This window comes from Sphingomonas tabacisoli, from assembly GCF_042678385.1.
Taxonomy (GTDB): domain Bacteria; phylum Pseudomonadota; class Alphaproteobacteria; order Sphingomonadales; family Sphingomonadaceae; genus Sphingomonas_B; species Sphingomonas_B tabacisoli.
This window is the reverse complement of record NZ_JBHUDY010000001.1, coordinates 1146581-1169727: the sequence shown is the minus strand read 5'-3', so window position 1 is coordinate 1169727 and position 23147 is coordinate 1146581. Positions and strand designations below refer to the sequence as shown.

Sequence of the window (23147 nt, the reverse complement as noted above, 5' to 3'; positions counted from 1 at the left end):
TTCTCCCCGCTCCTTGGCTTCAGGCCGCGCGGCGGCGTTCGACGAGGACCTTGCCGTCCAGCATGTTGACGACGCGGCCAGCATAGTCGGCGTGCGCCGGCGAGTGGGTGACCATCACGATGGTCGAGCCTTCCGCGTTCAGCTTCTGGAGCATCCGCATCACTTCCTCGCCATGCTGAGTGTCGAGGTTGCCGGTCGGCTCGTCGGCAAGGATCAGCTTGGGCTCGCCGACCACCGCGCGGGCGACGGCGACGCGCTGCTGCTGACCGCCCGAAAGCTGGCTCGGCCGGTGCTTGGCGCGGTGGGCGATGCCGACCTTGTCCATCACCGCCTCGACGCGCTGCTTGCGCTCGGACGACGGGATTTCGTGATAGAGAAGCGCCAGCTCGACATTCTCTCGCACTGAGAGCTCGTCGATCAGGTTAAAGCTCTGGAAGATGAAGCCGATGTGCTTCTTGCGGATGTCGGCGAGCTTGGCCTCAGGCAGCCCCGCCACTTCGCCGCCGTTGAACACGTAGGAGCCGCTCGACGGGCTATCGAGCATGCCGATCACGTTCAGCAGGGTGGATTTGCCGCAGCCCGAAGGCCCCATGATCGCTACGAACTCGCCATCGGCGATGTCGAGATCGATGCGGTCGAGCGCGGTCGTCTCGACGGTGTCGGTGCGGTAAACTCGCGACAGTTCGCGCATGCTCAGCATGTGGCTTCCTTTCACTTCTGCTGGAGGTCGAGCCGGTCCTTGTCGGCGAAACCGGTGTATGGGGACGTCAGGACTTTCTCCCCGGGCTGCAGCCCGTCGAGCACTTCGATGAAATCGGCGTTGCGCCGGCCGAGGCGCACGTTGCGCTTCACGGCCTTGCCGCCGTCCGGCGTCACCACGAACACCCAGGCGCCGCCGGTGTCGTTGTAGAAGCTGCCGTTCGGGATCAGCATCGCCGGCGTCGGATCGCCGAGCGTCAGCTTGGCCTGCAGCGTCTGGCCGCGCTGCAGCCCTTGCGGCTCGCCGCCCTGGAACTGCAGGTCGACCTCGAACTGGCCGTTCCTGACCTGCGGATAGATCTTGGTGACCTTCAACTGATAGGTCTTGCCGCCCTGGTCGATCACGGCCTTCTGCCCGACCTGAACGCGGCCGAGATAGAATTCGTCGACGCCGGCGATCAGCTTGTTCGCGCCGGGGCTGTCGATCTGCCCGATACGCTCACCGCGATTGACCGACTGGCCGACCATGATCTCGAACCCGGAGAGCTGGCCGGACACCGGCGCGCGCAGCTTCAGTGACTCGAGGTTCAACCGCGCGACGTCGAGGCTGGAATTCATCGACGCGGCCGACTGGCGAAGCTGGGCGAGCTGGCTGGTCTGCAGCCGCTCGTCGGTCGACCGGGTCCGCTGCTGGACCGCGTATCGCCCGCGCTGATATTCGAGATCGGCGGTGGTGTCGTCGAACTGCTTGCGTGCGATGAAGCCCCGCGCCGCAAGGGCGGCTTCGCGCGCATGCTGGCGCTCGGCCTTGTCCAGCGCCGCCTTGGCTTCGTACATGCCGCGCTCGTCGGCAAGCCGCGTCTGGGCGAGCGCCAGCTCCTGGCTGCGCATCGAGTTCAGCTCGCGCGACACGTCGGTCTGACGGGCAAGCACCGAAAGCTGGAGCTCGGGATTGGACAGAACCGCGAGGAGCTGGCCTTTTTGAACCGTCGCGCCGTCCTCGACGAGCTTCTCTTCGATCCGCCCGCCCTCGACCGAATCGAGATAGATGGTGAGGAGCGGCGTCACGCGCGCGCGCAGCGGCAGGAAGTCGTCGAACGTGCCGCGCTGCACCGTCGAAATCGTCACGCGATCGGCAGCGACGGTCTGCGAATTGCCGCTGGGCGCATAGGCATAGAAGCCGATCGCCGCGAGGCCGAGTGCGCCGGCGGCGATGCCCGCCTTCACCTTGTTCGAAAGCCCGCGCCGTTCGACGACCTTGTCCATCGCGCCGCCGCTCACCGGCTCGCGAGGGTTCGGGGCCTCAGAATTCATTCGAACGACGCTCATTCAGGTCTCCAGCAAGCAGTTCAGCAATCATCGTGCCAATCACGAAAACAGTTGTAGTCGAGAGAAGATCGGCCGCTGCGCGCGGGCAGCCCTGTCCGAAACCGGACAAGACTGTCCGTTCGCGGACAGGATGCTCAAGCGAGCACCGGCACTTCGGAATAGGTGCAGGCCAACGTCTCTGCGCTGGCCGGTTGCGGCGCGACGGTTACAAATGTAGTCAAAGCCGCGGCGATCGTCGCCGCGAACGCGAAGGACAGGCGAATCTTGATCATGGCTCGGCTCCTGAAACTGTTCCTCCCGGACGAGCCGTCCGGCATGGAGCTCTTAAGCGAAGGCCGTGCCAAATCGCGCCAAACCGCAGTTTTCCGCCATTTCGGAATTTTTTCGGCGACCCCTACTGTTTTAGGTGCATCATACACCCCGTTGCGCTATGTTCGGATTCGAACACGGACTGTGCGGAGCCGGACGGGGTGAGCGCCAAGCAATTCGATCTCGCGTTGGTGGTCGACGACGACCCCGACATTCTGCTCGCCGCGCGGCTGCTGCTGCGGGACCTGTTCAGCGAAGTGATCGTCGCCGAGCAGCCCGACGAGGCGCTGGCGAAAACCGCAAACCGCAACCCCGACGTCATCCTGCTCGACGCCAATTTCGCGCGCGGGGCGACCAACGCCGCCGAGGGTTTCGAGGCCTTGGCAAGATTTCTCGAACGTGATCCGGAAGCAGTGGTCGTGATGATCACCGCGCATGGTGGAGTACAAATCGCCGTGGAAGCGATGAAGCGTGGCGCAACCGATTTCGTGTCCAAACCCTGGTCGAACGAGCGGCTGCTCGCGACCGTCCGCACCGCGGCGGCGCTGAGGCAATCGCGCAAGGCCGTCACGACCGAGCGGCAAAAGGCGGTAGCCATAGCGTCGCCCGCCGGTGAAACGCCGCTACTCGGCTCCTCGCCCGCGATGAAGCGGGTGATGCAGTTGATCGAACGCGCCGCGCCCACCGACGCCAACGTGCTCATCCTGGGTGAGAACGGCACCGGCAAGGAACTGGTCGCGCGCGAACTGCATCGCCGCTCGCGCCGCGCCGAACGCGTGATGCTGTCGGTCGACCTGGGCGCGGTCGCCGAGACGCTGTTCGATTCCGAACTGTTCGGCCATGTGAAAGGCGCCTTCACCGACGCCCGCGCCGATCGGGTCGGACGTCTTCAGGCTGCGGACGGGGGCACGCTATTCCTCGACGAAATCGGCAACCTGCCCCTGCATTTACAACCCAAGCTTCTGACGGCGCTCGAACAGCGGCGCGTGACGCCGGTCGGCGCAAACAAGCCGGTGCCGATCGACGTGCGCGTCATCGCGGCGACCAACCTCGCGCCGGCCGCGCTGTCCGACGAAGGCCGTTTCCGACCCGACTTGTTGTTCCGGCTGAACACGGTCGAGATCGAGCTGCCGCCGCTCCGCCAGCGCCGCGAGGACATCCCTCTCCTACTCGAACATTATCTCGGGACCTACGCCCGCAAGTACGACAAGCCGGTGCCGCCGCTCGACCGCGACGTGCTGGCGGCGCTCACCGACTATGACTGGCCAGGCAACGTCCGTGCGCTGCGCCACGCCGCCGAACGCGCGGTGATCCTGTCCGATGGCGGACCGTTGACGGTCGACGACTTCTCGATCCGCCGGGCGCACCACATTCCCGTCGTGACGGCCGCGCCGGAAGCCAGCGACCTCAATCTGGAGCGCGCCGAGCGTCAGATGATCGAGCGGGCGCTGCAGAAACACAGCTACAACATCTCGCTCGCCGCGAACGAACTCGGGCTCACCCGCGCCTCGCTCTATCGCCGCATGGAGAAGCATGGGCTTTAAGAGCCGCTTCGCGCTGGGGCTGGCCTGGCGCATGCTGCTGCTGCTGGCGATGCTGGCGGCATTCGCGGCGTCGCTCGCAAACCCCAATCTCGGCGCGGCGCGCATCATTGCCGCGGCCCTGGTCGTCGCAGCCGCCGTAGGCTTATGGAATTACATCCAACGCACCAATGTCGAAGTCGCCCGCTTCATCGAAGCGATCCGCTTCAGCGACATGTCCGCAAGCTTTTCGCGGCCCGAGGCGGGCTCCGGCTTCGAAGCGCTCGGTGAAGCGCTCGATTCGGGCATAAGAGCGTTGCGCGAAGAACGCGCCCGCCTGTCCGACGAAAGCCGCTTCTACCAGGCGATCGTCGACGACCTGCCGATCGCCTTGCTGCTGATCGATCCCGAGGAGCGGGTCGAGCCGGTCGGCAAGACCGCGCGGCGCATGTTCGGGGCCCTGGAAGGCGTGCGCGTCAGTGATTACGCGCAATTCGGCGAAGGCTTCGCGCAATGCCTGCGCAGCCTTCAGCCCGGCCGCCGCCAGCTCGTGCTGATGACGTTGGACAGCGGCCAGACCCAGCGCGTGCTGCTCCGCGCCGCCGCGGTCCATCGGCTCGGCGGAGCGCACCGCGTCATCACCGTCCAGCCCATCCAGGAAGCGTTGAATGCGGTCGAGATCGCGACCCAGAGCGACCTCGTCCGCGTGCTGACGCACGAAATCATGAACTCCATGACGCCCGTGACGTCGCTCGCGCGCACGGCGGCGGACCTGATGGCCGGTGCCGATACGGGAGCCGACCCCGCGATCGGCGATGCCCGCGCCGCGGTCGAAACCCTCGCCCGTCGCGCCGATGGCGTAATGCACTTCGTCGAAAGCTATCGGCAGATCAGCCGCACGCCGCAGGTCAACCGGCAGGTGTTCGTGGCCGCGCCCTTTGCCGACGAGCTGAAGCGGCTGTTCCAGGCGGACTGGCCCGCGACCCGGCTGGGCTTCGAAATCGCCGTCGAGCCTGAATCGATGATGCTCGACGCCGATCCCGATCTGCTGGCCCAGGTTCTCATCAACCTGCTGCGAAACGGCGCCGAAGCGGCCGAGTCGCATACCTCCGAACCCCGAGTCGGGGTTCAGTTCGAAGCGGCGCGCGGCGGCGGCGCGACGATTCTGGTGGACGACAACGGGCCCGGCATCCCCGAGTCGAAGCGAAGCGAGGTCTTCCTCCCCTTCTTTACGACCAAGGCCAAGGGCACCGGCGTGGGCCTCAGTCTCGCGCGCCAGATCGTGCTTGCGCATGACGGCACGATCGGGATCGAAGCCAGCCCGCTGGGCGGCGCGCGTTTTCGCATTATCCTCTGAGGCTTGCGCGCCCCTCCAGGCGTTATATCCTCCGGGGCAAAGCCGAGGGGAGCGACGATGGGCTATGCCGAGGACAAAAGGCTGCACGACACGATCGACCTGATCGGTTTGCGTGCGCAGGCGACGACGGTTGGCTTCATTCAGATGGCCATCGAGCTCCACCGCGCGGGGGTGCTGAACGAGGAGGCACTCGATCGAATCAAATGCGCGATCAAGCAGCAAATCCTGCTCACCGCGCCGAAATCGGTGCCTCTGGAGCGGTTTCGCGAGAACCTCACGCGGCGGCTCGACCGATTGTTTGCAGGGGAAGAGGAATTGGGCGAGGCCCGGGCCGACGTGCTCAGGCCTGACGCGCCGTCAACCGCTGCACCTTGAGCAGGGAGGCCAGCGCAAGCGCCGCCTGTGCGGCCAGCCCCGCAGACCACCAGCCCAGGAGCCCGAAGGGCAGCAGCAGCCAGATCAGCGTGTCCGGCTCGGCCAGCCAGGGTGGCCGGCGCGGCGGACGGCCGATCCAGCGCTCATGTTCGTTGAGCGCAACCATGATGCCGATCGTCGCCGCCGCAAGCGCCATCGGCCCCCATCCCGCCTCGCGCAGATTCCAGCCGAGCGCCAGCAGCGCGGCGCTGGCCGCGCCCTGGCACACCTTGGTCCAGAACTGACGGTCCTGCCGCAGCCGCATTGTCAGCGCGCCCAGGTGCCGGCCGAGCGTCCCGACCGGCCCCGAGAGCAGCGCCAGCACCAGCGCCGGCCAGCGCCAGCCGCCCAGGAAAACGAGCGCGGCGGCGATCAGCAGCCCCGACGACCCCGCGCGAAGCCATGCCGGGTCGATCATCGCCTTCATCGCATGCGGCGCGATCAGGTCGGAGAGCGGCTCGAACACGAACCGCTGCAGCCAGCCGGTCGAGCGCCGCATCGCGCCGCGGCTGATCGCCTGTTCGGTCGCAGCGGCGCTTGATTCGTCGCTCACTTGCGCCAGCAGCGGCTCGACCGCCCGCGCATCGACGCGCTCCGCCCCCGCCTGCACGGCATTGCGGAGCAGCGTCGATTGCAGGTCCCAGTCGCCCAGCATTCGCGCGGTGCGTCGGACCAGTTCGCCGTCAAGGAGCAGCACGCCCGCCCAACGAGAAGCCGCGTCGATCAGCTCCCAGGCGCGTGTTTCCGGCGCGTCCGGCAACGTAAGAATGGCAGGTGCCGGCACGGCGAGCAGGCGCTCCAGCGCCGCGACGTCGGTCATCACGCCATCGCCCAGCACCAACAGCCGATCCTCGGGCCGGATACGCTGCGCGGCGTCGCCGACCGTCCGCACGATCTCGATCGCCAGCCCATCGCGCCGCAACCGGCTCAACGCAGCCGCGAGCCCTTGCGGCAATTGCTCGGAGACCGCGACGACGCGCTCCGCCCCCGCCTCGGCCAGCAGCCGCGCCTGATGCTCGAAAACCGTCTGTCCCGCGACCGCCAGTTCGGCGCGCAAGCTCGTGCCGTCCGCGACTTCTTCGCCGGCAACGATAAACCCGGTCAGCATGGCAGGCCCCGCATTCGGGGCTTCGTTAGGCGCTAAATGCCGCGCGCAAAAGCCGGATCAGAGGCTGAGAACGGCGAGTCCGCTTTCGACGCCCTGGATCGCAGCCGTATCGCCGCGGCGCGAAAGCGCCGCGCGGTCGGCCTGTTCCATCAGCGTCGTTGCGCCGAAACTCGCGGCGAGGCCCTTCAGCCGTAGCCCCGCCTCGCGCCAATCGGCATCGTTGGCAGCGACGCGCATCGCGTCGAGATGACGGGTCGCGCTGTCCAGAAATGCGCCGCGCAGTTCCGCGACGAGCGCCTGATCATCGCCGACCGCAGCGGCGAGCGAAGTGCTGAGAGCCTGTTCGAACGACATGGTGCACGGTTTATCCCCGAAAAGCTTAAGAGCGGGTAACTTCGGCCTTGTTCTTTCCCCCGCGAAAGCTGGTATGCTCTCCCCATGAGCAGGGCGCGGATAATCGGCCTCAGGCCGGAGCAGGAAGACGAACCGATCGCGGAGGAGCCGGCCCCGGTCGAGAGCGGCTTCGAGGAGGAAGTTGCGCCGCCGCGGAGCGGCCTGGGCTGGATCGGCCCTGCCCTGCTGATCCTGCTGGCGCTGGCCTGGATCGGCTTCGTCACCTGGACGATCGCCGTGCGGGCCGACGCGCTCGCCAATCTCGCGATGATCATCGGCGCCTCCAGCGCGCCTCTTGCGGTGCTTGGCGTCATCGGCCTGCTCGCGATGCGCACCAGCCGCCGGGAAGCGCAGCGCTTCCTGTCGACATCTCAGGGCATGCGCGCCGAATCGGTGCGGCTCGAAGCGAAGGTCGCCGAGCTCACCGCGCGGGTGCAGGCCAATCGCGAGGCGCTCGCCGACCAGACGCTGCAGCTCACCCAGATCGGCGAGGAAGCCGCGGCGCGGCTGGCCGGCATCTCGTCGAGCTTCCGCCAGGATGGCGAAGCGCTCGACCGGCACGCGGATACGCTTGCGCAATCGGCCTCAAAGGCCAGCGGCGAGCTGACTACCCTGCTCGCCAATCTGCCCAAGGCGCACGAGCAGACCGACGGCATTGCCGCCGCGCTGGTCAATGCGGGTGAATCCGCATTCGGCCAGGTCGGAACGCTGGAGGCGCAGCTTGCGAGCCTGAAGGAGCGTGGGCGCGAGGCGGAGGAGATTGCGAGCGGCGCCGCGCAACAGCTCGCCGAGCACCTGATCCGCATCGGCAGCACGACGGAAACCGCACGCGCGCAGCTCGATTCGAGCGCACAGCAGATGTCCGAAGCGGTGCAGACGGCGCTTGCCCGCGCCGCCGAGGCGCTGGAGGAAGCGCGCCGCAGTGTCGAAGCGCAAGGCTCGGCGATGCTGGCGCTGGTCGACCAGTCCCGCGCCGCGCTCGACAAGAGCGGCGGCGAGGTCATGAATTCGCTTTCCAGCCGCATCGAGGCGATCGGTGCCGAGATCGACGCGGTCGGCCGCTCGATCGCCAAGCACGACACGACCGGTTCGGCGCTGCTGGAACGGCTCTCCGCCGGCGTCGCCGATGTCGAGACACGGCTGGAGCGCCTCGACCAGCATGGCGGCACGCGCACCGAGCAGCTCTCCAAGGCCGTCGCCTCGCTCGCCGAACATGCCGACCACCTTTCCGCCTCGCTCGCCGGTGCCGGCGAGGCAGCGGACAGCTTCATCGCGCGCAGCGAGTCACTGCTGACCGCGCTCGACGCCAGCGCTCGCGAGATCGACGAAACCCTGCCCGCCGCCCTTGCCCGCCTCGACGGCTATGCCTCGGCGACGCGCGAGAAGATCGAGGCCATGCGCCCGGGCGTCAGCGAGGTGGAAGCCGGCGCCACCGCCGCGCTCGACCGCCTCGCCGAGACCGAGAAATTGCTCCAGCAGCAGCGCGAAGCGATCGAGCTGTTCGGCCAGGCGGCCGACCGTCAGCTCCAGTCCGGCAAGCGCAGTGCGACCGAGCTCAGCGCCGCGGTCGATTCGGCGCATGCGCAACTGTCATCCGTCGCCGAAGGCTCCGGCCCGCAACTGATCGACGTCATGCTCCGCGTCCGCGACGCCGCCGCCCAGGCGGCCGAACGCGCTAGAGAGACGTTCGACCGGATCGTGCCCCAGGCAGCCGCATCGATCGGCCACGCCGCCGACAAGGCGCTGGAGGACGTCGTCGCCGCGCGCGTCGAGAAACAGGTCGTCGCTGTCGCCGAAGCCGCCGAGCGCGCCGTCGCCGCCGCCAACGCCGCCGCGCAATTGCTCCAGCAGCAGGTCGATCAGGTTTCCAGAGGGACCGAAGCGCTTGAGGCCCGCGTCGAAACCGCCCGCGAACGAACCGAGGAAGCCAATCGCGACAGCTTCGCGCGCCGCGCGTCGCTGCTGATGGAAGCGCTGAACTCGACCGCGATCGACGTCGCCAAGATCCTGTCGAACGAAGTGACCGACAGCGCCTGGGCGGCCTATCTGAAGGGCGACCGCGGTGTGTTCACGCGCCGCGCGGTGCGGCTCCTCGAAGCCGGCGAGAGCCGCGCAATCCACCAATATTACGAGAGCGACCCGGAGTTCCGCGAACAGGTTGGCCGCTACATCCATGATTTCGAGGCGATGCTGCGCAACGTCCTCGCGTCGCGCGACGGCCAGCAGATCGCCGTTACCCTGCTCTCGTCGGATATGGGCAAGCTCTACGTGGCACTCGCCCAGGCGATCGAGCGGCTTCGGACCTAGTCGCCAGCTTATTCGGTGCCGGTGTAATCGAAGTCGGCGGGCGTGACCCAACCATAGACGTAATTGGCGTAGTAGAGCCCGAAAAGGATCGTCGCGATCACGGTCGTCCGGATCGCCCATTTCCGCCAGTCATAGCTGTGCGGCGCACTCTCCGCCTGTCCGCGCACGAGCTCGGCGCCCGCTTCCTCGTGCGTCCTCACCCCGAACGGCAAGGAGATGAACACGGAGAGCGACCAGAACAGAATGTAAATGGCGAGAATCGACGTCCAGCGCATTTGAAACTCCTCCCCTCCCGCTTGCGGGAGGGGTCGGGGGTGGGAATGATCAGATATCCGATGCGGAGGGGGCTTGCCCACCCCTAACCCCTCCCGCAAGCGGGAGGGGAACTAGACCCTGAGGATCATCACATCCACAACCGGCTTCTTGCCGGTCCATTCGACCGCCTTGCGCCGCACCGCAAGCCGGATCGCCTCGCGCAATTTATCCTCGTCCTTGCCCCCTTTTCGCGCCGCATCCTCGGCCGCGTCGCAGGCTTCGGCAACGAAATCGTCCTTGTCTTCCTCGACAGGAACGCCCTGGAGCCGCACCGCGCTGTCCTTGACCCGGCCGGAAGCGTCGAGCGCGACCGCGACCGACATTTGGCCGAACGCAGCGATCCGCCGGCGCTCGTTGATTGTCGAGCCGTCGGCCGGCAGGATCACGTCGCCATCGACGATCAGCCGCCCTGCCCGCTCCTGGCCGAGCACAGCGGGCCCATTGGGCGCGAGCCGCAGCATCGTGCCGTTCTCCTGAACGACTGACCGCGGGACGCCAAGCGATTCGGCGAAGCGCGCCTGTTCGGCCATATGCCGCCGCTCGCCATGCACCGGCAGAATGATTTCCGGCCGGATCCATTTGTACATCAGCGCAAGCTCCGGCCGCCCCGGATGGCCGGACACATGCACATGCGCCTGGCGGTCGGTGATCATGCGGATGTTCTTGGCCGCGAGCGCATTCTGGATGCGGCCGATCGCGATTTCGTTGCCCGGAATCTGCTTCGACGAAAAAACGACCAGATCACCAGCGTCCAGCTTGATCGGATGCTGGTCGAAGGCGATACGGCCCAGCGCCGCCCGCGCCTCGCCCTGCCCGCCCGTCGCGACGATCAGCACTTCGCGCGGCGGCAGCGCCATCGCGGCATCGAAGTCGATCGGCTCGGGAAAATCGCGCAGATAGCCGACGCTGCGCGCGACCTTCAGAATACGATCGAGCGAACGGCCGGCGACGCAGATCTGCCGCCCGGTGTCGCGCGCGACCTGTCCCAGTGTCTGCAGCCGCGCCGCATTCGAAGCGAAGGTGGTGACGAGCACGCGCCCGGTCGCCTCTGCGATCACGCCGTCCAGCCCCTCGCGCACCGCCGCTTCGGAGCCCGATGCTTCCTCATTGAACACGTTGGTCGAATCGCAGACCAGCGCGAGCACGCCCTTGTCGCCGATCTCTTCCAGCTCTGCGGCGGTCGAGGGCGTGCCCAGCAGCGGCTCCTCGTCCAGCTTCCAATCGCCGGTGTGGAAGACGCGGCCATAGGGCGTCTCGATGATCAGGGCATTGCCCTCAGGGATCGAGTGCGCAAGCGGCACATATTCGAAGCCGAACGGCCCGAGGTGGAACTGGCCGTGCTCGCGGTCGATCACATGCAGCTTGATCTGATCGGAAACGCCTTCCTCATCCAGCTTGCCGCGGATCAGTCCGGCGGTGAACGGCGTCGCGTAGAGCGGCACGCCGAGGTCGGCGGCGAGATAGGGCAGCGCACCGATATGGTCCTCATGCCCATGCGTCAGCACGATGCCGAGCAGATCGTCGGCGCGCTCCTCGATGAAGCTCAAGTCCGGCAGGATCAGGTCGACGCCGGGATAGGCCGGGTCGGCAAAAGTGATGCCGCAATCGACCATCACCCATTTGCCCTCACAGCCATAGAGATTGACGTTCATGCCGATCTCGCCGGAGCCGCCGAGCGCAAGGAAAAGGAGTTCTTTCTTGGGGGTCAAATCTTTGTTGTTCTTTCTTTTTCGTCATTCCCGCGAAAGCGGGAACCCAGCAGGGATGCCAATTCGCACGAAGAAAGCTGGGTCCCCGCTTTCGCGGGGATGACGACAATGTAGGGACTGGCTCAGCCTTTTACACGCTCCGCCAGCATCGCCAGCCCACGCAAGGTCAGGTCGGGCTCGATCGCGTCGAAGACGTTGGTGTGCTGCTCGAACAGCACCGCAAGGCCGCCGGTCGCGATCACCTTGGCGGGGCGGCCGATTTCCGTTTTCATCCGCGCGACCAGTCCCTCGATCATCGCGACATAGCCCCAATAGATGCCGATGTTCATCTGATCGACCGTGTTGCGGCCGATGACCGAATCGGTCGCCGGCGCCTCGATCGCGATGCGTGGCAGCTTGGCGGCTGCGTTGACCAGCGCGTCCAGCGACAGGTTGATGCCCGGCGCGATGATCCCGCCCTTGTAGGCGCCGCGATAATCCACCCAGTCGAACGTCGAGGCGGTGCCGAAGTCGACGATCACCAGATCGCCCGGGTGCAGCGCGTGCGCAGCGATCGCGTTCACGGCGCGGTCGGCACCGAGATTCTGCGGCTCGTCGACGTCCAGGTCCATGCCCCAGCCGACCGGGTCGCGGCCGGCAATCAGCGGGTCCACGCCGAAATATTTGGTCGAGAGCACTTCCAGATTGTGCAGCGCGCGTGGGACGACCGTTGAGATGATGACTTTATCCACCGCCTTGCGGTCGAGCCCTTCAAGCCCGAGCAAGGCCGTCAGCCACACCGCATATTCGTCGCCCGTCCGCCGCGGGTCCGTCGCGATCCGCCAGCGCGCGCGAATGTCGCCCCCGTCGACCAGCGCGAAGACGACATTGGTGTTCCCTGCATCGACCGCGAGCAGCATCGCGGGTCCTCCCTTCAGATCAGAAAAACGTCGCCGGCGTGGATCACTTGCACCGCGCCCGAGGCCAAGCGCAAGCGCAGCGCGCCTTCGGAATCCAGCCCGTCGAACAATCCCTCGATCGGCGCTTGCTCGGGCAGCCGCACCGACAGCGCCGTGCCGACCGGGTGCGCCCGCTCCAGCCAGCGCCGGCGCACCGGCTCCAGCCCGCCCCGCCACACGCCAAGCCAGCGCGCAAAGGCGTCGGCCAGATCGCGCAGGAACAGCTCCGGATCGGGTGCGCCCAGCCCGCGTCCCGCCAGGCTCGTGACGGCCCGATCCAGCCCTTCCGGATGGTGCGCGAGGTTGACCCCGATGCCGACCACCACCGCGTCGCCGCTCCGTTCCAGCAATATGCCGGTCAGCTTGGCGTCACCGATATAGAGATCGTTCGGCCATTTGATCCACGGCTCCGCGCCATAAGCCCGGAGCGTCTCATCCAGCGCGACCGAAGCGACTAGCGCCAGCGTCGCCGGACCCGGGTCGCCAAGGCGCAGCCGCACGATCGTGCTCGCATAGAGATTGCCCGGCGGCGACACCCAGGCCCGCCCGAGCCGCCCGCGCCCGGCCGTCTGCTCGACGGCCCGCAGCCAAAGGCCCTCGCCCGCGCCCTGCGAGGCGAGCGCCAGCATGTCAGCATTGGTGGACGCGGTCGACGCGACCGTGCGCAGCTCGATCAGAACAGCGCCTGCGCCGCGCTGGCGCTGAACTCACCCAGCTTGGGGATCAGGAAATAGCCGACCGGCGACATGGCGAGCGCGGACAATGCGATCAGCCCGCCTTCCAGCTTGCTGTCCATCCGGTGATAGGCCGGGCCAGCCTCGTCGAAGTACATCGTCTTGACGACGCGCAGGTAATAATAGGCGCCGATCACCGAGGCAGCGATGCCGATCGCGGCGAGCGGCCACAGCCCGGCCTTCACCGCCGCATCGAACACGACGAACTTCGACCAGAAGCCGAGCAGCGGCGGGATGCCCGCCAGCGAGAACATGAAGATCGCCAGCGCCGCGGCGAGGCCGGGGCTGGTCCGCGACAGGCCGGACAGGCTGGCGATCGTCTCGACATTGTTGCCCTCAGCGTCGCGCATCTGGAGGACGACGAGGAACGAGCCGAGCGTCATGACGATGTAGATCGCCATATAGGTCATCACCGAGGCCACGCCTTCGGGCCGGCCGGGCTGGACCGCGGCCAGGCCGATCAGCGCGAAGCCGACATTGTTGATCGAGGAATAGGCGAGCAGCCGCTTGATATTGGTCTGGCCGATCGCCGCGACCGCGCCGAGCACGATCGAGGCGAGCGCCGAGAAGATCACAATCTGCCGCCATGCCTCATAGGCCGGGCCCATCGCCTCGACGGTCAGGCGCACCATCAGCGCCATCGCCGCCACCTTGGGCGCCGAGGCGAAGAAGGCCGTCACCGGCGTCGGCGCGCCTTCGTACACGTCCGGCGTCCACATATGGAACGGCACTGCGCTGATCTTGAAGGCGACGCCCGCCATCGCGAAGACGATGCCGAACAGCAGCCCGGTCGAGAGCGGCCCGCCGCCAATAGCCGTGGCGATGCCCGCAAACTGCGTCGTGCCCGTAAAGCCGTAAAGCAGCGCTATGCCGTAAAGCAGGATGCCGCTCGCCAGCGCGCCGAGCACGAAATACTTGAGCCCCGCTTCGGCCGAGCGCGCGTCCTTGCGCATGAAGCTCGCCAGCACATAGGCGGCGAGGCTCTGCAGCTCGAGGCCGACATACAGCGTCAGCAGGTCCGTCGCGGAGACCATCATGCCCATGCCCGCGCCCGAGAGCAGGATCAGCACCGGATATTCGGCGCGCAGCGAACCGCGATTGCGCTCGAAGAAATCGGGCGCCAGGATCACCGCCACCGCCGCGCCGCCATAGACCAGCGCCTTGGCGAAGGCGGAGAAGGCGTCGGCCACATAAAGCCCGTCGAACGCCCCGCCCGCCGGAAACAGCGACGCGACCAGCGCCGCGACCAGCAGCAGCACCGCCGCCCAGCCGATGGCCCGCGTCGCGCGGTCGCCGGCATAGGCCGCGACCATCATCAGCACGATCGCGCCAGCCCCAAGGATTTCCTCCGGCAGTGCGACGAGAAGATTCTGTGCGTAATCCATCAGTGCGCCGCCGCCTCGACCGGCAGATGTGCTTGGGGTTTGCCGACCGCAAACTGCGGGTCGAAGCTCGGCTTCGCGCGATCGACGCGGGCGACCAGCGCGCCGATGTCGTTGCGCATCGGCGCCAGGAAGCTCTCGGGATACACGCCCATCCACAGCACCACCGCCGCGATCGCGCCGAGACTGATGATCTCGCGCATGTCGAGGTCCGGCATCGCCGCCGCATCCTCGTTGCGCGACGTGCCGAACGCCACGCGCCAGTAGAGGTAAAGCATATAGGCCGCACCCAGGATGATGCCGGTGGTGCAGACCGCGGTCGCCACCGTGCTCACCTGCCACGCGCCCATCAGCGACAGGAACTCGCCGACGAAACCACTCGTCCCCGGCAGGCCGACCGACGCCATCGTAAACAGCATGAACAGCAGCGCATAGCGCGGCATGTTGTTCGAAAGGCCACCGTAGCGCGCGATCTCGCGAGTGTGCAGCCGGTCATAGATCACGCCGACGCACAGGAAGAGCGCGCCCGAGACCAGGCCGTGCGAGAGCATCACCATCATCGAGCCTTCAAGGCCCTGACGATTGAAGGCGAACAGCCCAATCGTCACGATCGCCATGTGCGCGACCGACGAATAGGCGATCAGCTTCTTCATGTCGTTCTGCACCAGCGCGACGAGCGACGTGTAGACGACCGCGATGCCCGACAGCGCCAGGATCACCCAGATCAGCGTCGACGACGCCTCGGGGAACATCGGCAGCGAGAAGCGGATGAAGCCGTAGCCGCCGAGCTTCAGCAGCACGCCGGCCAGGATCACCGAGCCGGCGGTCGGCGCCTGCACGTGCGCGTCGGGCAGCCAGGTGTGCACCGGCCACATCGGCACTTTGACGGCAAAGCTGGCGAAGAAGGCGAGCCACAGCCATGTCTGGGCTTCCACCGGGAAGTCGGTGTTCATCAGCGTCGGGATGTCGGTGGTGCCGGCGTAATTCGACATCCACAGCATCGCGATCAGCATCAGCACCGATCCGAGCAGCGTGTAGAGGAAGAATTTGTAACTCGCGTAGATGCGGTTCGCGCCGCCCCAGATGCCGATGATCAGGTACATCGGGATCAGGCCGGCTTCGAAGAAGATGTAGAACAGGAACAGGTCCTGCGCCGCGAAGGTGCCGATCATCAGCACTTCGGTCAGCAGGAACGCCGCCATGTACTCGGGCACGCGCTTGGTGATCGAGGTCCAACTCGCCAGGATGCAGATCGGCATCAGGAACACGGAGAGTTCGATCAGCAGCATGGCGATACCGTCGATGCCCAGCGCCCAGGCGAAGCGGCCGAACACCGGCACATTCTCGACGAACTGCCATTGCGGCGCCCCGGCGCGGGCGTCGAAGCTCACCCAGAGCAGGATGCCGAGCGCGAAGTCGACCAGCGTCGCCGCCAGCGCCAGCCAGCGCGCGGCTTCGTCCTTCACGTAAAGGCACGCGATCGCCGCCGCCATCGGCACGGCGAGCATCAGCGTCAGGATGGGAAAGCCGAGCTGGTTCATTGGCTCAGTCCCGCCAAAGTCCCGTCCATCCCGAGCGAAGTCGAGGGACGCACTGCCTCGATGGCAGCCGAACAGAAAGTGCGTGCCTCGACTTCGCTCGGCATGGACGGTTGGTGGTGCAAGCTCATCCCCCTCATCCCGCTCACCCCGCAATCGCCCAAGTGGCGGCACCCGCAAGGCCGATCAGCATCACGAACGCGTAGGTATAGACATAGCCGGACTGGAGCCGCGAGCTGACCCGGCTGGTGCCGGCGACCAAAGCCGCGACGCCGTTCGGGCCGAACCGGTCGATCGTGCCTTCGTCGCCGCGCTTCCAGAAGAAGCGGCCGATCGCGAAGGCCGGGCGGACGAAGATCAGGTTATACAATTCGTCGAAATACCATTTGTTGAGCAGGAAGGCGTAGAGCCCGCGGAAGGTCGCCGTGAACCGCGCCGGCACGGTCGTGTCCTTCAGATAGGCGTACCAGGCGATGACCAGGCCGACGATCCAGGCCGCGGTCGCCGAGTATTTCACCCACTCGGGCACGCCGTGCCGCGCGTGCATCAGATGCTCGTCGAAGAACAGGCTGCCTTTCCAGAAGGCAAGACCGTGCTCGGGCGACAGGAATGCCTCGTCGAACAGGAAGCCGGCGAGCAGCGCGCCGGTCGCGAGCAGCACCAGCGGCACCAGCATCGACAGCGGGCTTTCGTGCGGGTGATAGCCACCAGTACCATGCGGCACGTCGTGCGCGCCGGCATCATGCGCCGAAGGCGTCGCGCCGGCCGTTTCCTGATCCGGCTCGTTATGATGATGATCGTGCGCGTCATGCACCGCATGCTGGATATGCTCGGACGCGGCCCAGCGCGGCTCGCCGAAGAAGGTCAGGAACACCAGCCGCCACGAATAGAAGCTGGTCAGCAGCGCCGCGAACACGCCGACGGCGAAGGCGATCCCGCCCGCGTCGGTGTGCGACGCGAAGGCGGACTCAATGATCGCGTCCTTCGAATAGAAGCCGGCGAACCCGAACAGCCCGGCCACGCCAACGCCCGTGATCGCGAGCGTGCCGATCATCATCACCGCGAAGGTGATCGGGATCGCTTTCCTGAGGCCCCCGTAGAAGCGCATGTCCTGCTCATGGTGCATCGCGTGGATCACCGAACCGGCGCCGAGGAACAGCAGCGCCTTGAAGAAGGCGTGCGTGAACAGGTGGAACATCGCCGCGCCGTACGCGCCGACGCCCGCCGCGAAGAACATATAGCCGAGCTGCGAGCAGGTCGAATAGGCGATCACGCGCTTGATGTCGGTTTGGGTCGTGCCCACGGTCGCCGCGAACAGCGCCGTCGCCGCGCCCACCAGCGTCACCACCGTCATCGCGGTGTGGCTGGTCTCGAACATCGGCGACATGCGGCAGACCATGAACACGCCCGCGGTCACCATCGTCGCGGCGTGGATCAACGCGGAGACCGGCGTCGGGCCCTCCATCGCATCCGGCAACCAGGTGTGGAGGCCAAGCTGCGCCGACTTGCCGCACGCGCCGACGAACAGCAGCAGACAGAGCAAGGTCATCGTGTCGACGCGGTTGCCGAGGAAACCGACGGTGGAGCCGGCCATGCTGGGCGCGGCTGCGAGAATTTCCGGGATCGAGACGGTGCCGAACACCAGGAAGGTGCCGAAGATGCCGAGCATGAAGCCGAAATCGCCGACGCGGTTGACGACGAACGCCTTGATCGCCGCTGCGTTGGCCGAGGGCTTGTAGTACCAGAAGCCGATCAGCAGGTACGATGCGAGGCCGACGCCTTCCCAGCCGAAGAACATCTGGACCAGATTGTCCGCCGTCACCAGCATCAGCATCGCGAAGGTGAACAGCGATAGGTACGCGAAGAAGCGCGGCTGGCTGTCGTCCTCCGCCATATAGCCCCAGCTATACAGGTGAACGAGCGCGGAAACGGACGTCACCACGACCAGCATCACCGCGGTCAGCGTGTCGACGCGCAGCGCCCAATGGACGTCGAACGCATCCGACTTGATCCATTGCAGCACCGGCACGACGTGCGCGGTCTCGCTGCCGGACAGGAAGCCAAGGAAGATCGGCCAGCTCAAGGCGCACGACACGAACAGCGCGCCCGTCGTGATCGACTTGGCGATGGTGTTGCCGAACGCCCGGTTGCCGAGCCCGGCTACGATCGCGGCCAGCAGCGGCAGGAATACGATGGCCTGGATCATCCCCTCAACCTGTCGACATCGTCCACCGCGATGGTGCCGCGGTTGCGGAAATAGATAACCAGAATGGCGAGCCCGATCGCCGCCTCGCCGGCCGCCACGGTCAGCACGAACATCGCGAACACCTGGCCGACCAGATCATGCAGATAGGCGCTGAACGCCACCAGGTTCAGGTTCACCGAAAGCAGGATCAGCTCGATCGCCATCAGAATGACGATGATGTTCTTCCTATTGAGGAAGATGCCGAGCACCCCCATCACGAACAGGATCGCGGACACGATCAGATAGTGCTGGAGGCCGATCATGCCACGTCATCCCGAACTTGTTTCGGGACAAGGGCTGTCCGCGGCGGATCGTTGGAAGCCTTGTGCTGAAACAAGTTCAGCATGACGAAGTGCATGCGCATCACAGCTCGACCCCCACGCCGACCGGCTGGTTGACGTTCCGCGTCGCGTCCTGCGGCCGGCGCGCGACCTGGCGGGAGACGTTCTGCGCGCGCTGGTCCTTGCGCTGGCGGTGGGTCAGCACGATCGCGCCGATCATGGCGACCAGCAGCACCAGCCCCGCCGCCTCGAAGATGTAGAGATAGCGGGTGTAGAGCAGCTCGCCGATCGCCTGCACGTTGGAGATATTGTCCGGCGTCGGCGCGATCCGCCTGTCGAGCGCGATCAGCCCGGCCTCGCGCGCTGTATAGGCGATCACGAACTCGGCAATCAGCGCGACCGCCAGCACCGATCCGACGCCCAGATAGCGAGTGAAGCCGGCGCGCAGTTCGGCGAAGTCGATGTCGAGCATCATCACCACGAACAGGAACAGCACCGCGACGGCGCCGACATAGACGATGACCAGCAGCATCGCGATGAACTCGGCGCCGACCAGCAGCATCAGCCCCGCCGCGTTGAAGAAGGCGAGGATCAGCCACAGCACCGAATGCACCGGATTGCGCGCGGTGATCGTCAGCCCGGCGGCGATGATCATCGCGCCCGCGAACAGGTAAAAAGCGAAGGCCTGGATCAAGTTCAAATCCTCCCCGGCACGGGGAGGTGGCAGCCCGAAGGGCTGACGGAGGGGGCCCCCTCCACCACGCCGCTTCGCGGCGCGGTCCCCCTCCCCGTTCCGGGGAGGATTTTTCCGGCTGAATCGAGCATGGCGCGCCGCTTACCGATAGGGGGCATCGGCGGCAAGGTTGCCGGCAATGCTCCGCTCCCAACGGTCGCCGTTCGCGAGCAGCTTTTCCTTGGTGTAGATCAGCTCCTCGCGCGTCTCGGTCGCGAACTCCAGGTTCGGCCCCTCGACGATCGCATCCACCGGGCAGGCTTCCTGGCACAGCCCGCAATAGATGCACTTTACCATGTCGATATCGTAGCGCGTGGTGCGGCGGCTGCCGTCCTCGCGCGGTTCCGATTCGATCGTGATCGCCAGCGCCGGGCACACCGCCTCGCACAGCTTGCACGCGATGCAGCGCTCTTCGCCGTTCGGATAGCGGCGCAGCGCATGCTCGCCGCGGAAACGAGGCGAGAGCGGCGTGCGCTCATAGGGGTAATTGATCGTCGCCTTGGGCTTGAAGAAATACTTCAAGGTCAAGGCATGCGCCTTCAGGAATTCCCAAAGCGTGAAGGTCTTGATGTAATGGGCGAGGCTCATGCGCCGGCTCCGTAACGGGTGAGCATCAGGAATCCCGACACGATGAAAATCCAGAACAGCGACAGCGGCAGAAAGACTTTCCAGCCGAGCCGCATGAGCTGGTCGTAGCGATAGCGCGGCACCGTCGCCTTCACCCAGCTGAACACGAAGAAGAAAAACAGGATCTTGGCGAACAGCCAGAGGATGCCCGGCACGGCGTAGAGCGGCGCCCAGTCGATCGGCGGCAGCCAGCCGCCCCAGAACAGCACCGCGTTCAGGGCGCACATCAGCAGCACGTTCGCGTATTCGCCGAGCCAGAACAGCGCGAAGGCCATCGACGAATATTCGGTCTGGTAGCCGGCGACGAGCTCCGATTCCGCTTCGGTCAGGTCGAACGGCGTGCGCGCCGTCTCGGCCATCGAGGAGATCAGGAACACCACCCACATCGGGAACAGCAGCGGGTTGAAGCCGAAGCCGTTGACGAAGCCGTACAGCCCTTTCTGCGCGGCGATGATGCCCTGCAGGTTGAACGTCCCCGCCCACAGCACGACCGAGATCAGCACGAAGCCGATCGAGACTTCGTAGGAGACCATCTGCGCTGCCGCACGCAGCGCCGAATAGAAGGGATATTTGGAGTTGGACGACCAGCCCGCGATGATCACCCCGTAAACGCCGAGCGAGGAGATCGCGAGGATGTAGAGCAGGCCGACATTGATGTTCGCCAGCACCGCGGTCGGCCCGAAGGGGATCACCGCCCACGCGACCAGCGCGACCGTGAAGGTAATGATCGGCGCCAGCAGGAACAGTCCGCGATTGGCCGCCGACGGGATAATCGTCTCCTGCAGGAACACCTTCAGGCCGTCGGCAAAGCTCTGCAACAGGCCGAACGGACCGACCACGTTGGGCCCGCGCCTGAGCGCCATCGCGGCCCAGATCTTGCGGTCGGCGTAGATGATCATCGCGACGGCCAGCATCAGCGGCAGCGCGATCAGCAGGATGCCGATCAGCGTCGCGACGAACCAGCCGCCTTCATAGCCGAGATAGGAAGCGAAGAAGTCAGTCATAAAATCCTCCCCGGGACGGGGAGGGGGACCGCGCGCGCAGCGCGTGGTGGAGGGGGCCCGTCGCTTGGGATGGAGCGGACGACTGGGCCCCCTCCGTCAGCCCTTCGGGCTGCCACCTCCCCGTTCCGGGGAGGATTTCAAGCTGTGCACTCACTCCGCCGCCTCCGCGAACTCTTGCCCGTGGACGATCTCGGCGGAGCAGCGCTGCATTGTCGGGCTCGCGCGGCAGATGGCGTTGGTCATGTAGAAATCGCCGACCGGATAGCCGACGGGACCCGAGGCGTCGGCCGCGAGCGACGGAATAGCCCATTCATAGCCGGCCAACTCGCCGTCACGGCCGAGCGCCGGCACTTCTGCAATCATCGCGGCACGCAGCCCCTCGAACGTGTCGAACGGCAGCGGCTTGCCCAGCACATCGGAGAGCGCGCGGAAAATCTTCCAGTCCTCGCGCGCTTCGCCCGGCGCGAACACCGCCTGCTGGGCGACCTGCACGCGGCCTTCGGTGCTCACATAGGTGCCGCTCTTTTCGACATAGGACGCCGCCGGCAGGATCACGTCCGCAGCGTGCGCGCCCTTGTCGCCATGATGGCCGATATAGACCTTGAAGCTCTTGGCGAACTGCGAGAAATCGACTTCGTCGGCGCCCAAGAAGAAGGTCAGCTTCGGCTTGGCCGCGACCACGTCGGCGATCCCGCCCTTCTGGCCATAGCCGAGCATCAGCGATCCCATCCGGCTCGCCGCCAGATGCAGCACGTTGAAGCCGTTCCAGCCCTCACGCACCAGGTTCAGCGGCTCGACCAGCGCCAGCGCCGCGCCAAGCGCCCCCGCCTTCAGCCCGCCGCCGCCCACGATCACCGCTGGCCGCTTCGCCGCGCCGAACGCCTCGGCCACAGCCTCTGGCAGCTTCCCGAGCAGCCCAAGATCGTTGCCCAGCCATTCGACCTTGTAGGTCAGGTCCGTCTCCGGCCCGATCGCAAACACCTTCGCCCCGCGCCGCACCGCCTTGCGGATGCGCGTGTTGACCAACGGCGCTTCGACCCGGACGTTCGATCCGACCAGCAGGATCGCATCGGCATCCTCGATGCCCGCGATCGTCGTGTTGAAATTGACCGCGGCGAGGCTGGACACGTCATAGTCCATGCCGGTCTGCCGCCCTTCCAGCAGCTCCGATCCGAACGAGCGCAGCAGCGCCTTGGCTGCGTACATCGTCTCGCAATCGACCAGATCGCCGGCAATCGCCGCCATCTTGCCGCCCGCGTGCTGCGCGATCTCCGCGAACGCCTCGTTCCAGGTCGCAGGCACGAGCTTGCCGTCGCGGCGCACGAACACCCGGTCGAGACGCCTGCGGACCATGCCGTCGATCGCATGACGCGATTTGTCCGACAGCCACTCCTCGTTCACGTCCTCGTTGATCCGCGGCAGCACGCGCATCACCTGCCGGCCGCGGCTGTCGAGGCGGACGTTCGAGCCCACCGCATCATGCACGTCGATCGAGGGCGTCTTCTTCAGCTCCCACGGCCGCGCCTCGAAGCTGTAGGGCTTTTGCAGCAGCGCGCCCACCGGGCACAGGTCAGCGACGTTCCCCGAAAGCTCGCTGGTCAGCGTCTTTTCCAGATAGGTCGTGATCTGCATGTTCTCGCCGCGGCCGATCGCGCCGATTTCCTCGACGCCCGCGACCTGCTCGGCAAAGCGCACGCAGCGCGTGCATTGGATGCACCGATTCATCGATGTCTTGATGATCGGGCCCATATATTTGTCGGTGACGGCGCGCTTGTTCTCGTCGAACCGGCTGTGCCCGCGGCCATAGGCCATCGCCTGGTCCTGCAGGTCGCACTCGCCGCCCTGATCGCAGATCGGGCAATCGAGCGGGTGATTGATGAGCAGGAACTCCATCACCCCTTCGCGCGCTTTCTTGACCATCAGGCTGTCGGTGCGGACGTCCTGATTGTCGGCGGCGGGCAGCGCGCAGCTCGCCTGCGGCTTGGGCGGCCCGGGCTTCACCTCAACCAGGCACATGCGGCAATTGCCGGCGATCGCCAGCCGCTCGTGATAGCAAAAACGCGGGATTTCCTTGCCCGCGGCTTCGCAGGCCTGAAGGACAGTCGCACCCTGGGGGACTTCGACCTCGATCCCGTCGACAGTGAGTTTAGGCATAACGAACAGAAGCTCCGGGCGGAGCCTCTAGACGGGGGTTATGGCGGGGGC

The 23147-nt window shown here is 66.2% G+C and carries 21 protein-coding genes; 4 read left to right on the top strand and 17 right to left on the bottom strand.

Annotated elements, in window-relative coordinates; translation table 11 throughout:
* Positions 1 to 19: 19 nt before the first annotated feature.
* The 3 genes from ACFSCW_RS06265 to ACFSCW_RS06255 all read right to left on the bottom strand — a co-directional run bounded on the left by ACFSCW_RS06265 (position 20) and on the right by ACFSCW_RS06255 (position 2300).
* Positions 20 to 700, bottom strand: coding sequence for an ABC transporter ATP-binding protein (locus ACFSCW_RS06265; protein ID WP_380887980.1), 681 nt, complete (start codon positions 698 to 700; stop codon positions 20 to 22).
* A gap of 11 nt (positions 701 to 711) precedes the next feature.
* A complete protein-coding gene (locus tag ACFSCW_RS06260; RefSeq protein ID WP_380887978.1) occupies positions 712 to 2013 on the bottom strand; it encodes an efflux RND transporter periplasmic adaptor subunit in 1302 nt (433 codons plus the stop codon).
* A 149-nt stretch (positions 2014 to 2162) separates the two neighbouring features.
* Positions 2163 to 2300 (bottom strand): hypothetical protein, encoded by a 138-nt coding sequence (locus ACFSCW_RS06255; protein ID WP_380887976.1) that lies wholly within the window; start codon positions 2298 to 2300, stop codon positions 2163 to 2165.
* 198 nt (positions 2301 to 2498) lie between these two features.
* Here ACFSCW_RS06255 and ACFSCW_RS06250 point away from each other — a divergent pair, with 198 nt between their 5' ends.
* The 3 genes from ACFSCW_RS06250 to ACFSCW_RS06240 are packed head-to-tail and all read left to right on the top strand — an operon-like array spanning position 2499 to position 5589.
* Entirely contained in the window at positions 2499 to 3881 is a 1383-nt protein-coding gene (locus tag ACFSCW_RS06250) for a sigma-54-dependent transcriptional regulator (RefSeq protein WP_380887974.1), read from the top strand.
* A complete protein-coding gene (locus ACFSCW_RS06245; RefSeq protein WP_380887972.1) occupies positions 3871 to 5214 on the top strand; it encodes a sensor histidine kinase in 1344 nt (447 codons plus the stop codon). The genes ACFSCW_RS06250 and ACFSCW_RS06245 overlap by 11 nt, the downstream gene beginning before the upstream one ends.
* A gap of 57 nt (positions 5215 to 5271) precedes the next feature.
* Positions 5272 to 5589 (top strand): hypothetical protein, encoded by a 318-nt coding sequence (locus ACFSCW_RS06240; RefSeq protein WP_380887970.1) that lies wholly within the window; start codon positions 5272 to 5274, stop codon positions 5587 to 5589.
* Here the strand turns inward: ACFSCW_RS06240 and ACFSCW_RS06235 are convergent.
* Positions 5555 to 6736 (bottom strand): hypothetical protein, encoded by a 1182-nt coding sequence (locus ACFSCW_RS06235; protein WP_380887969.1) that lies wholly within the window; start codon positions 6734 to 6736, stop codon positions 5555 to 5557. The two genes, ACFSCW_RS06240 and ACFSCW_RS06235, sit on opposite strands and share 35 nt — an antisense overlap.
* Before the next feature lie 57 nt (positions 6737 to 6793).
* Positions 6794 to 7090, bottom strand: coding sequence for an Hpt domain-containing protein (locus ACFSCW_RS06230; RefSeq protein WP_380887967.1), 297 nt, complete (start codon positions 7088 to 7090; stop codon positions 6794 to 6796).
* 84 nt (positions 7091 to 7174) lie between these two features.
* Here ACFSCW_RS06230 and ACFSCW_RS06225 point away from each other — a divergent pair, with 84 nt between their 5' ends.
* Positions 7175 to 9436, top strand: coding sequence for a coiled-coil domain-containing protein (locus tag ACFSCW_RS06225; protein WP_380887965.1), 2262 nt, complete (start codon positions 7175 to 7177; stop codon positions 9434 to 9436).
* An 8-nt stretch (positions 9437 to 9444) separates the two neighbouring features.
* On the opposite strand, the gene ACFSCW_RS06220 is transcribed toward ACFSCW_RS06225, so the two are convergent.
* From ACFSCW_RS06220 to nuoG, 12 genes are all read right to left on the bottom strand, one after another.
* On the bottom strand, positions 9445 to 9711 hold the full coding sequence (locus ACFSCW_RS06220; RefSeq protein WP_380887963.1) for a DUF1467 family protein: 267 nt from the start codon (positions 9709 to 9711) through the stop codon (positions 9445 to 9447).
* A gap of 111 nt (positions 9712 to 9822) precedes the next feature.
* Positions 9823 to 11460: a ribonuclease J gene (locus tag ACFSCW_RS06215; protein WP_380887961.1), complete on the bottom strand. Its 1638-nt coding sequence runs from the start codon at positions 11458 to 11460 to the stop codon at positions 9823 to 9825.
* Between the two features lie 122 nt (positions 11461 to 11582).
* Positions 11583 to 12359, bottom strand: coding sequence for a type III pantothenate kinase (locus ACFSCW_RS06210; RefSeq protein WP_380887959.1), 777 nt, complete (start codon positions 12357 to 12359; stop codon positions 11583 to 11585).
* A 14-nt stretch (positions 12360 to 12373) separates the two neighbouring features.
* On the bottom strand, positions 12374 to 13072 hold the full coding sequence (locus ACFSCW_RS06205) for a biotin--[acetyl-CoA-carboxylase] ligase (RefSeq protein ID WP_380890035.1): 699 nt from the start codon (positions 13070 to 13072) through the stop codon (positions 12374 to 12376).
* Complete coding sequence (gene nuoN / locus ACFSCW_RS06200) at positions 13072 to 14517, bottom strand: NADH-quinone oxidoreductase subunit NuoN (RefSeq protein ID WP_380887957.1); 1446 nt, start codon at positions 14515 to 14517, stop codon at positions 13072 to 13074. Before nuoN ends, ACFSCW_RS06205 begins: the two co-directional genes overlap by 1 nt.
* Positions 14517 to 16055 (bottom strand): NADH-quinone oxidoreductase subunit M, encoded by a 1539-nt coding sequence (locus ACFSCW_RS06195; protein WP_380887955.1) that lies wholly within the window; start codon positions 16053 to 16055, stop codon positions 14517 to 14519. The genes nuoN and ACFSCW_RS06195 overlap by 1 nt, the downstream gene beginning before the upstream one ends.
* Positions 16056 to 16197: 142 nt before the next feature.
* Positions 16198 to 18258: an NADH-quinone oxidoreductase subunit L gene (gene nuoL / locus ACFSCW_RS06190; RefSeq protein WP_380887953.1), complete on the bottom strand. Its 2061-nt coding sequence runs from the start codon at positions 18256 to 18258 to the stop codon at positions 16198 to 16200.
* Positions 18255 to 18560 carry an NADH-quinone oxidoreductase subunit NuoK gene (nuoK, locus tag ACFSCW_RS06185; protein WP_380887951.1) on the bottom strand — a complete coding sequence of 102 codons (306 nt, stop codon included), beginning with the start codon at positions 18558 to 18560 and terminating at the stop codon, positions 18255 to 18257. The genes nuoL and nuoK overlap by 4 nt, the downstream gene beginning before the upstream one ends.
* A 100-nt stretch (positions 18561 to 18660) precedes the next feature.
* Positions 18661 to 19272: an NADH-quinone oxidoreductase subunit J gene (locus tag ACFSCW_RS06180; RefSeq protein ID WP_380887949.1), complete on the bottom strand. Its 612-nt coding sequence runs from the start codon at positions 19270 to 19272 to the stop codon at positions 18661 to 18663.
* Between the two features lie 141 nt (positions 19273 to 19413).
* Positions 19414 to 19899: an NADH-quinone oxidoreductase subunit NuoI gene (nuoI, locus tag ACFSCW_RS06175; protein WP_380887947.1), complete on the bottom strand. Its 486-nt coding sequence runs from the start codon at positions 19897 to 19899 to the stop codon at positions 19414 to 19416.
* A complete protein-coding gene (gene nuoH, locus ACFSCW_RS06170; RefSeq protein ID WP_380887945.1) occupies positions 19896 to 20942 on the bottom strand; it encodes an NADH-quinone oxidoreductase subunit NuoH in 1047 nt (348 codons plus the stop codon). The genes nuoI and nuoH overlap by 4 nt, the downstream gene beginning before the upstream one ends.
* Before the next feature lie 150 nt (positions 20943 to 21092).
* Positions 21093 to 23096 carry an NADH-quinone oxidoreductase subunit NuoG gene (gene nuoG / locus ACFSCW_RS06165; protein WP_380887943.1) on the bottom strand — a complete coding sequence of 668 codons (2004 nt, stop codon included), beginning with the start codon at positions 23094 to 23096 and terminating at the stop codon, positions 21093 to 21095.
* Positions 23097 to 23147 lie beyond the last annotated feature (51 nt).

Bases quoted from the DNA above. Each gene is read 5' to 3' on its own strand.
- ACFSCW_RS06265 (WP_380887980.1), bottom strand. From the start codon at position 700: ATGCTGAGCATGCGCGAACTGTCGCGAGTTTACCGCACCGACACCGTC.
- ACFSCW_RS06260 (WP_380887978.1), bottom strand. From the start codon at position 2,013: ATGAATTCTGAGGCCCCGAACCCTCGCGAGCCGGTGAGCGGCGGCGCG.
- ACFSCW_RS06255 (WP_380887976.1), bottom strand. From the start codon at position 2,300: ATGATCAAGATTCGCCTGTCCTTCGCGTTCGCGGCGACGATCGCCGCG.
- ACFSCW_RS06245 (WP_380887972.1), top strand. From the start codon at position 3,871: ATGGGCTTTAAGAGCCGCTTCGCGCTGGGGCTGGCCTGGCGCATGCTG.
- ACFSCW_RS06240 (WP_380887970.1), top strand. From the start codon at position 5,272: ATGGGCTATGCCGAGGACAAAAGGCTGCACGACACGATCGACCTGATC.
- ACFSCW_RS06235 (WP_380887969.1), bottom strand. From the start codon at position 6,736: ATGCTGACCGGGTTTATCGTTGCCGGCGAAGAAGTCGCGGACGGCACG.
- ACFSCW_RS06230 (WP_380887967.1), bottom strand. From the start codon at position 7,090: ATGTCGTTCGAACAGGCTCTCAGCACTTCGCTCGCCGCTGCGGTCGGC.
- ACFSCW_RS06225 (WP_380887965.1), top strand. From the start codon at position 7,175: ATGAGCAGGGCGCGGATAATCGGCCTCAGGCCGGAGCAGGAAGACGAA.
- ACFSCW_RS06220 (WP_380887963.1), bottom strand. From the start codon at position 9,711: ATGCGCTGGACGTCGATTCTCGCCATTTACATTCTGTTCTGGTCGCTC.
- ACFSCW_RS06210 (WP_380887959.1), bottom strand. From the start codon at position 12,359: ATGCTGCTCGCGGTCGATGCAGGGAACACCAATGTCGTCTTCGCGCTG.
- nuoN (WP_380887957.1), bottom strand. From the start codon at position 14,517: ATGGATTACGCACAGAATCTTCTCGTCGCACTGCCGGAGGAAATCCTT.
- ACFSCW_RS06195 (WP_380887955.1), bottom strand. From the start codon at position 16,055: ATGAACCAGCTCGGCTTTCCCATCCTGACGCTGATGCTCGCCGTGCCG.
- nuoL (WP_380887953.1), bottom strand. From the start codon at position 18,258: ATGATCCAGGCCATCGTATTCCTGCCGCTGCTGGCCGCGATCGTAGCC.
- nuoK (WP_380887951.1), bottom strand. From the start codon at position 18,560: ATGATCGGCCTCCAGCACTATCTGATCGTGTCCGCGATCCTGTTCGTG.
- nuoI (WP_380887947.1), bottom strand. From the start codon at position 19,899: ATGAGCCTCGCCCATTACATCAAGACCTTCACGCTTTGGGAATTCCTG.
- nuoH (WP_380887945.1), bottom strand. From the start codon at position 20,942: ATGACTGACTTCTTCGCTTCCTATCTCGGCTATGAAGGCGGCTGGTTC.
- nuoG (WP_380887943.1), bottom strand. From the start codon at position 23,096: ATGCCTAAACTCACTGTCGACGGGATCGAGGTCGAAGTCCCCCAGGGT.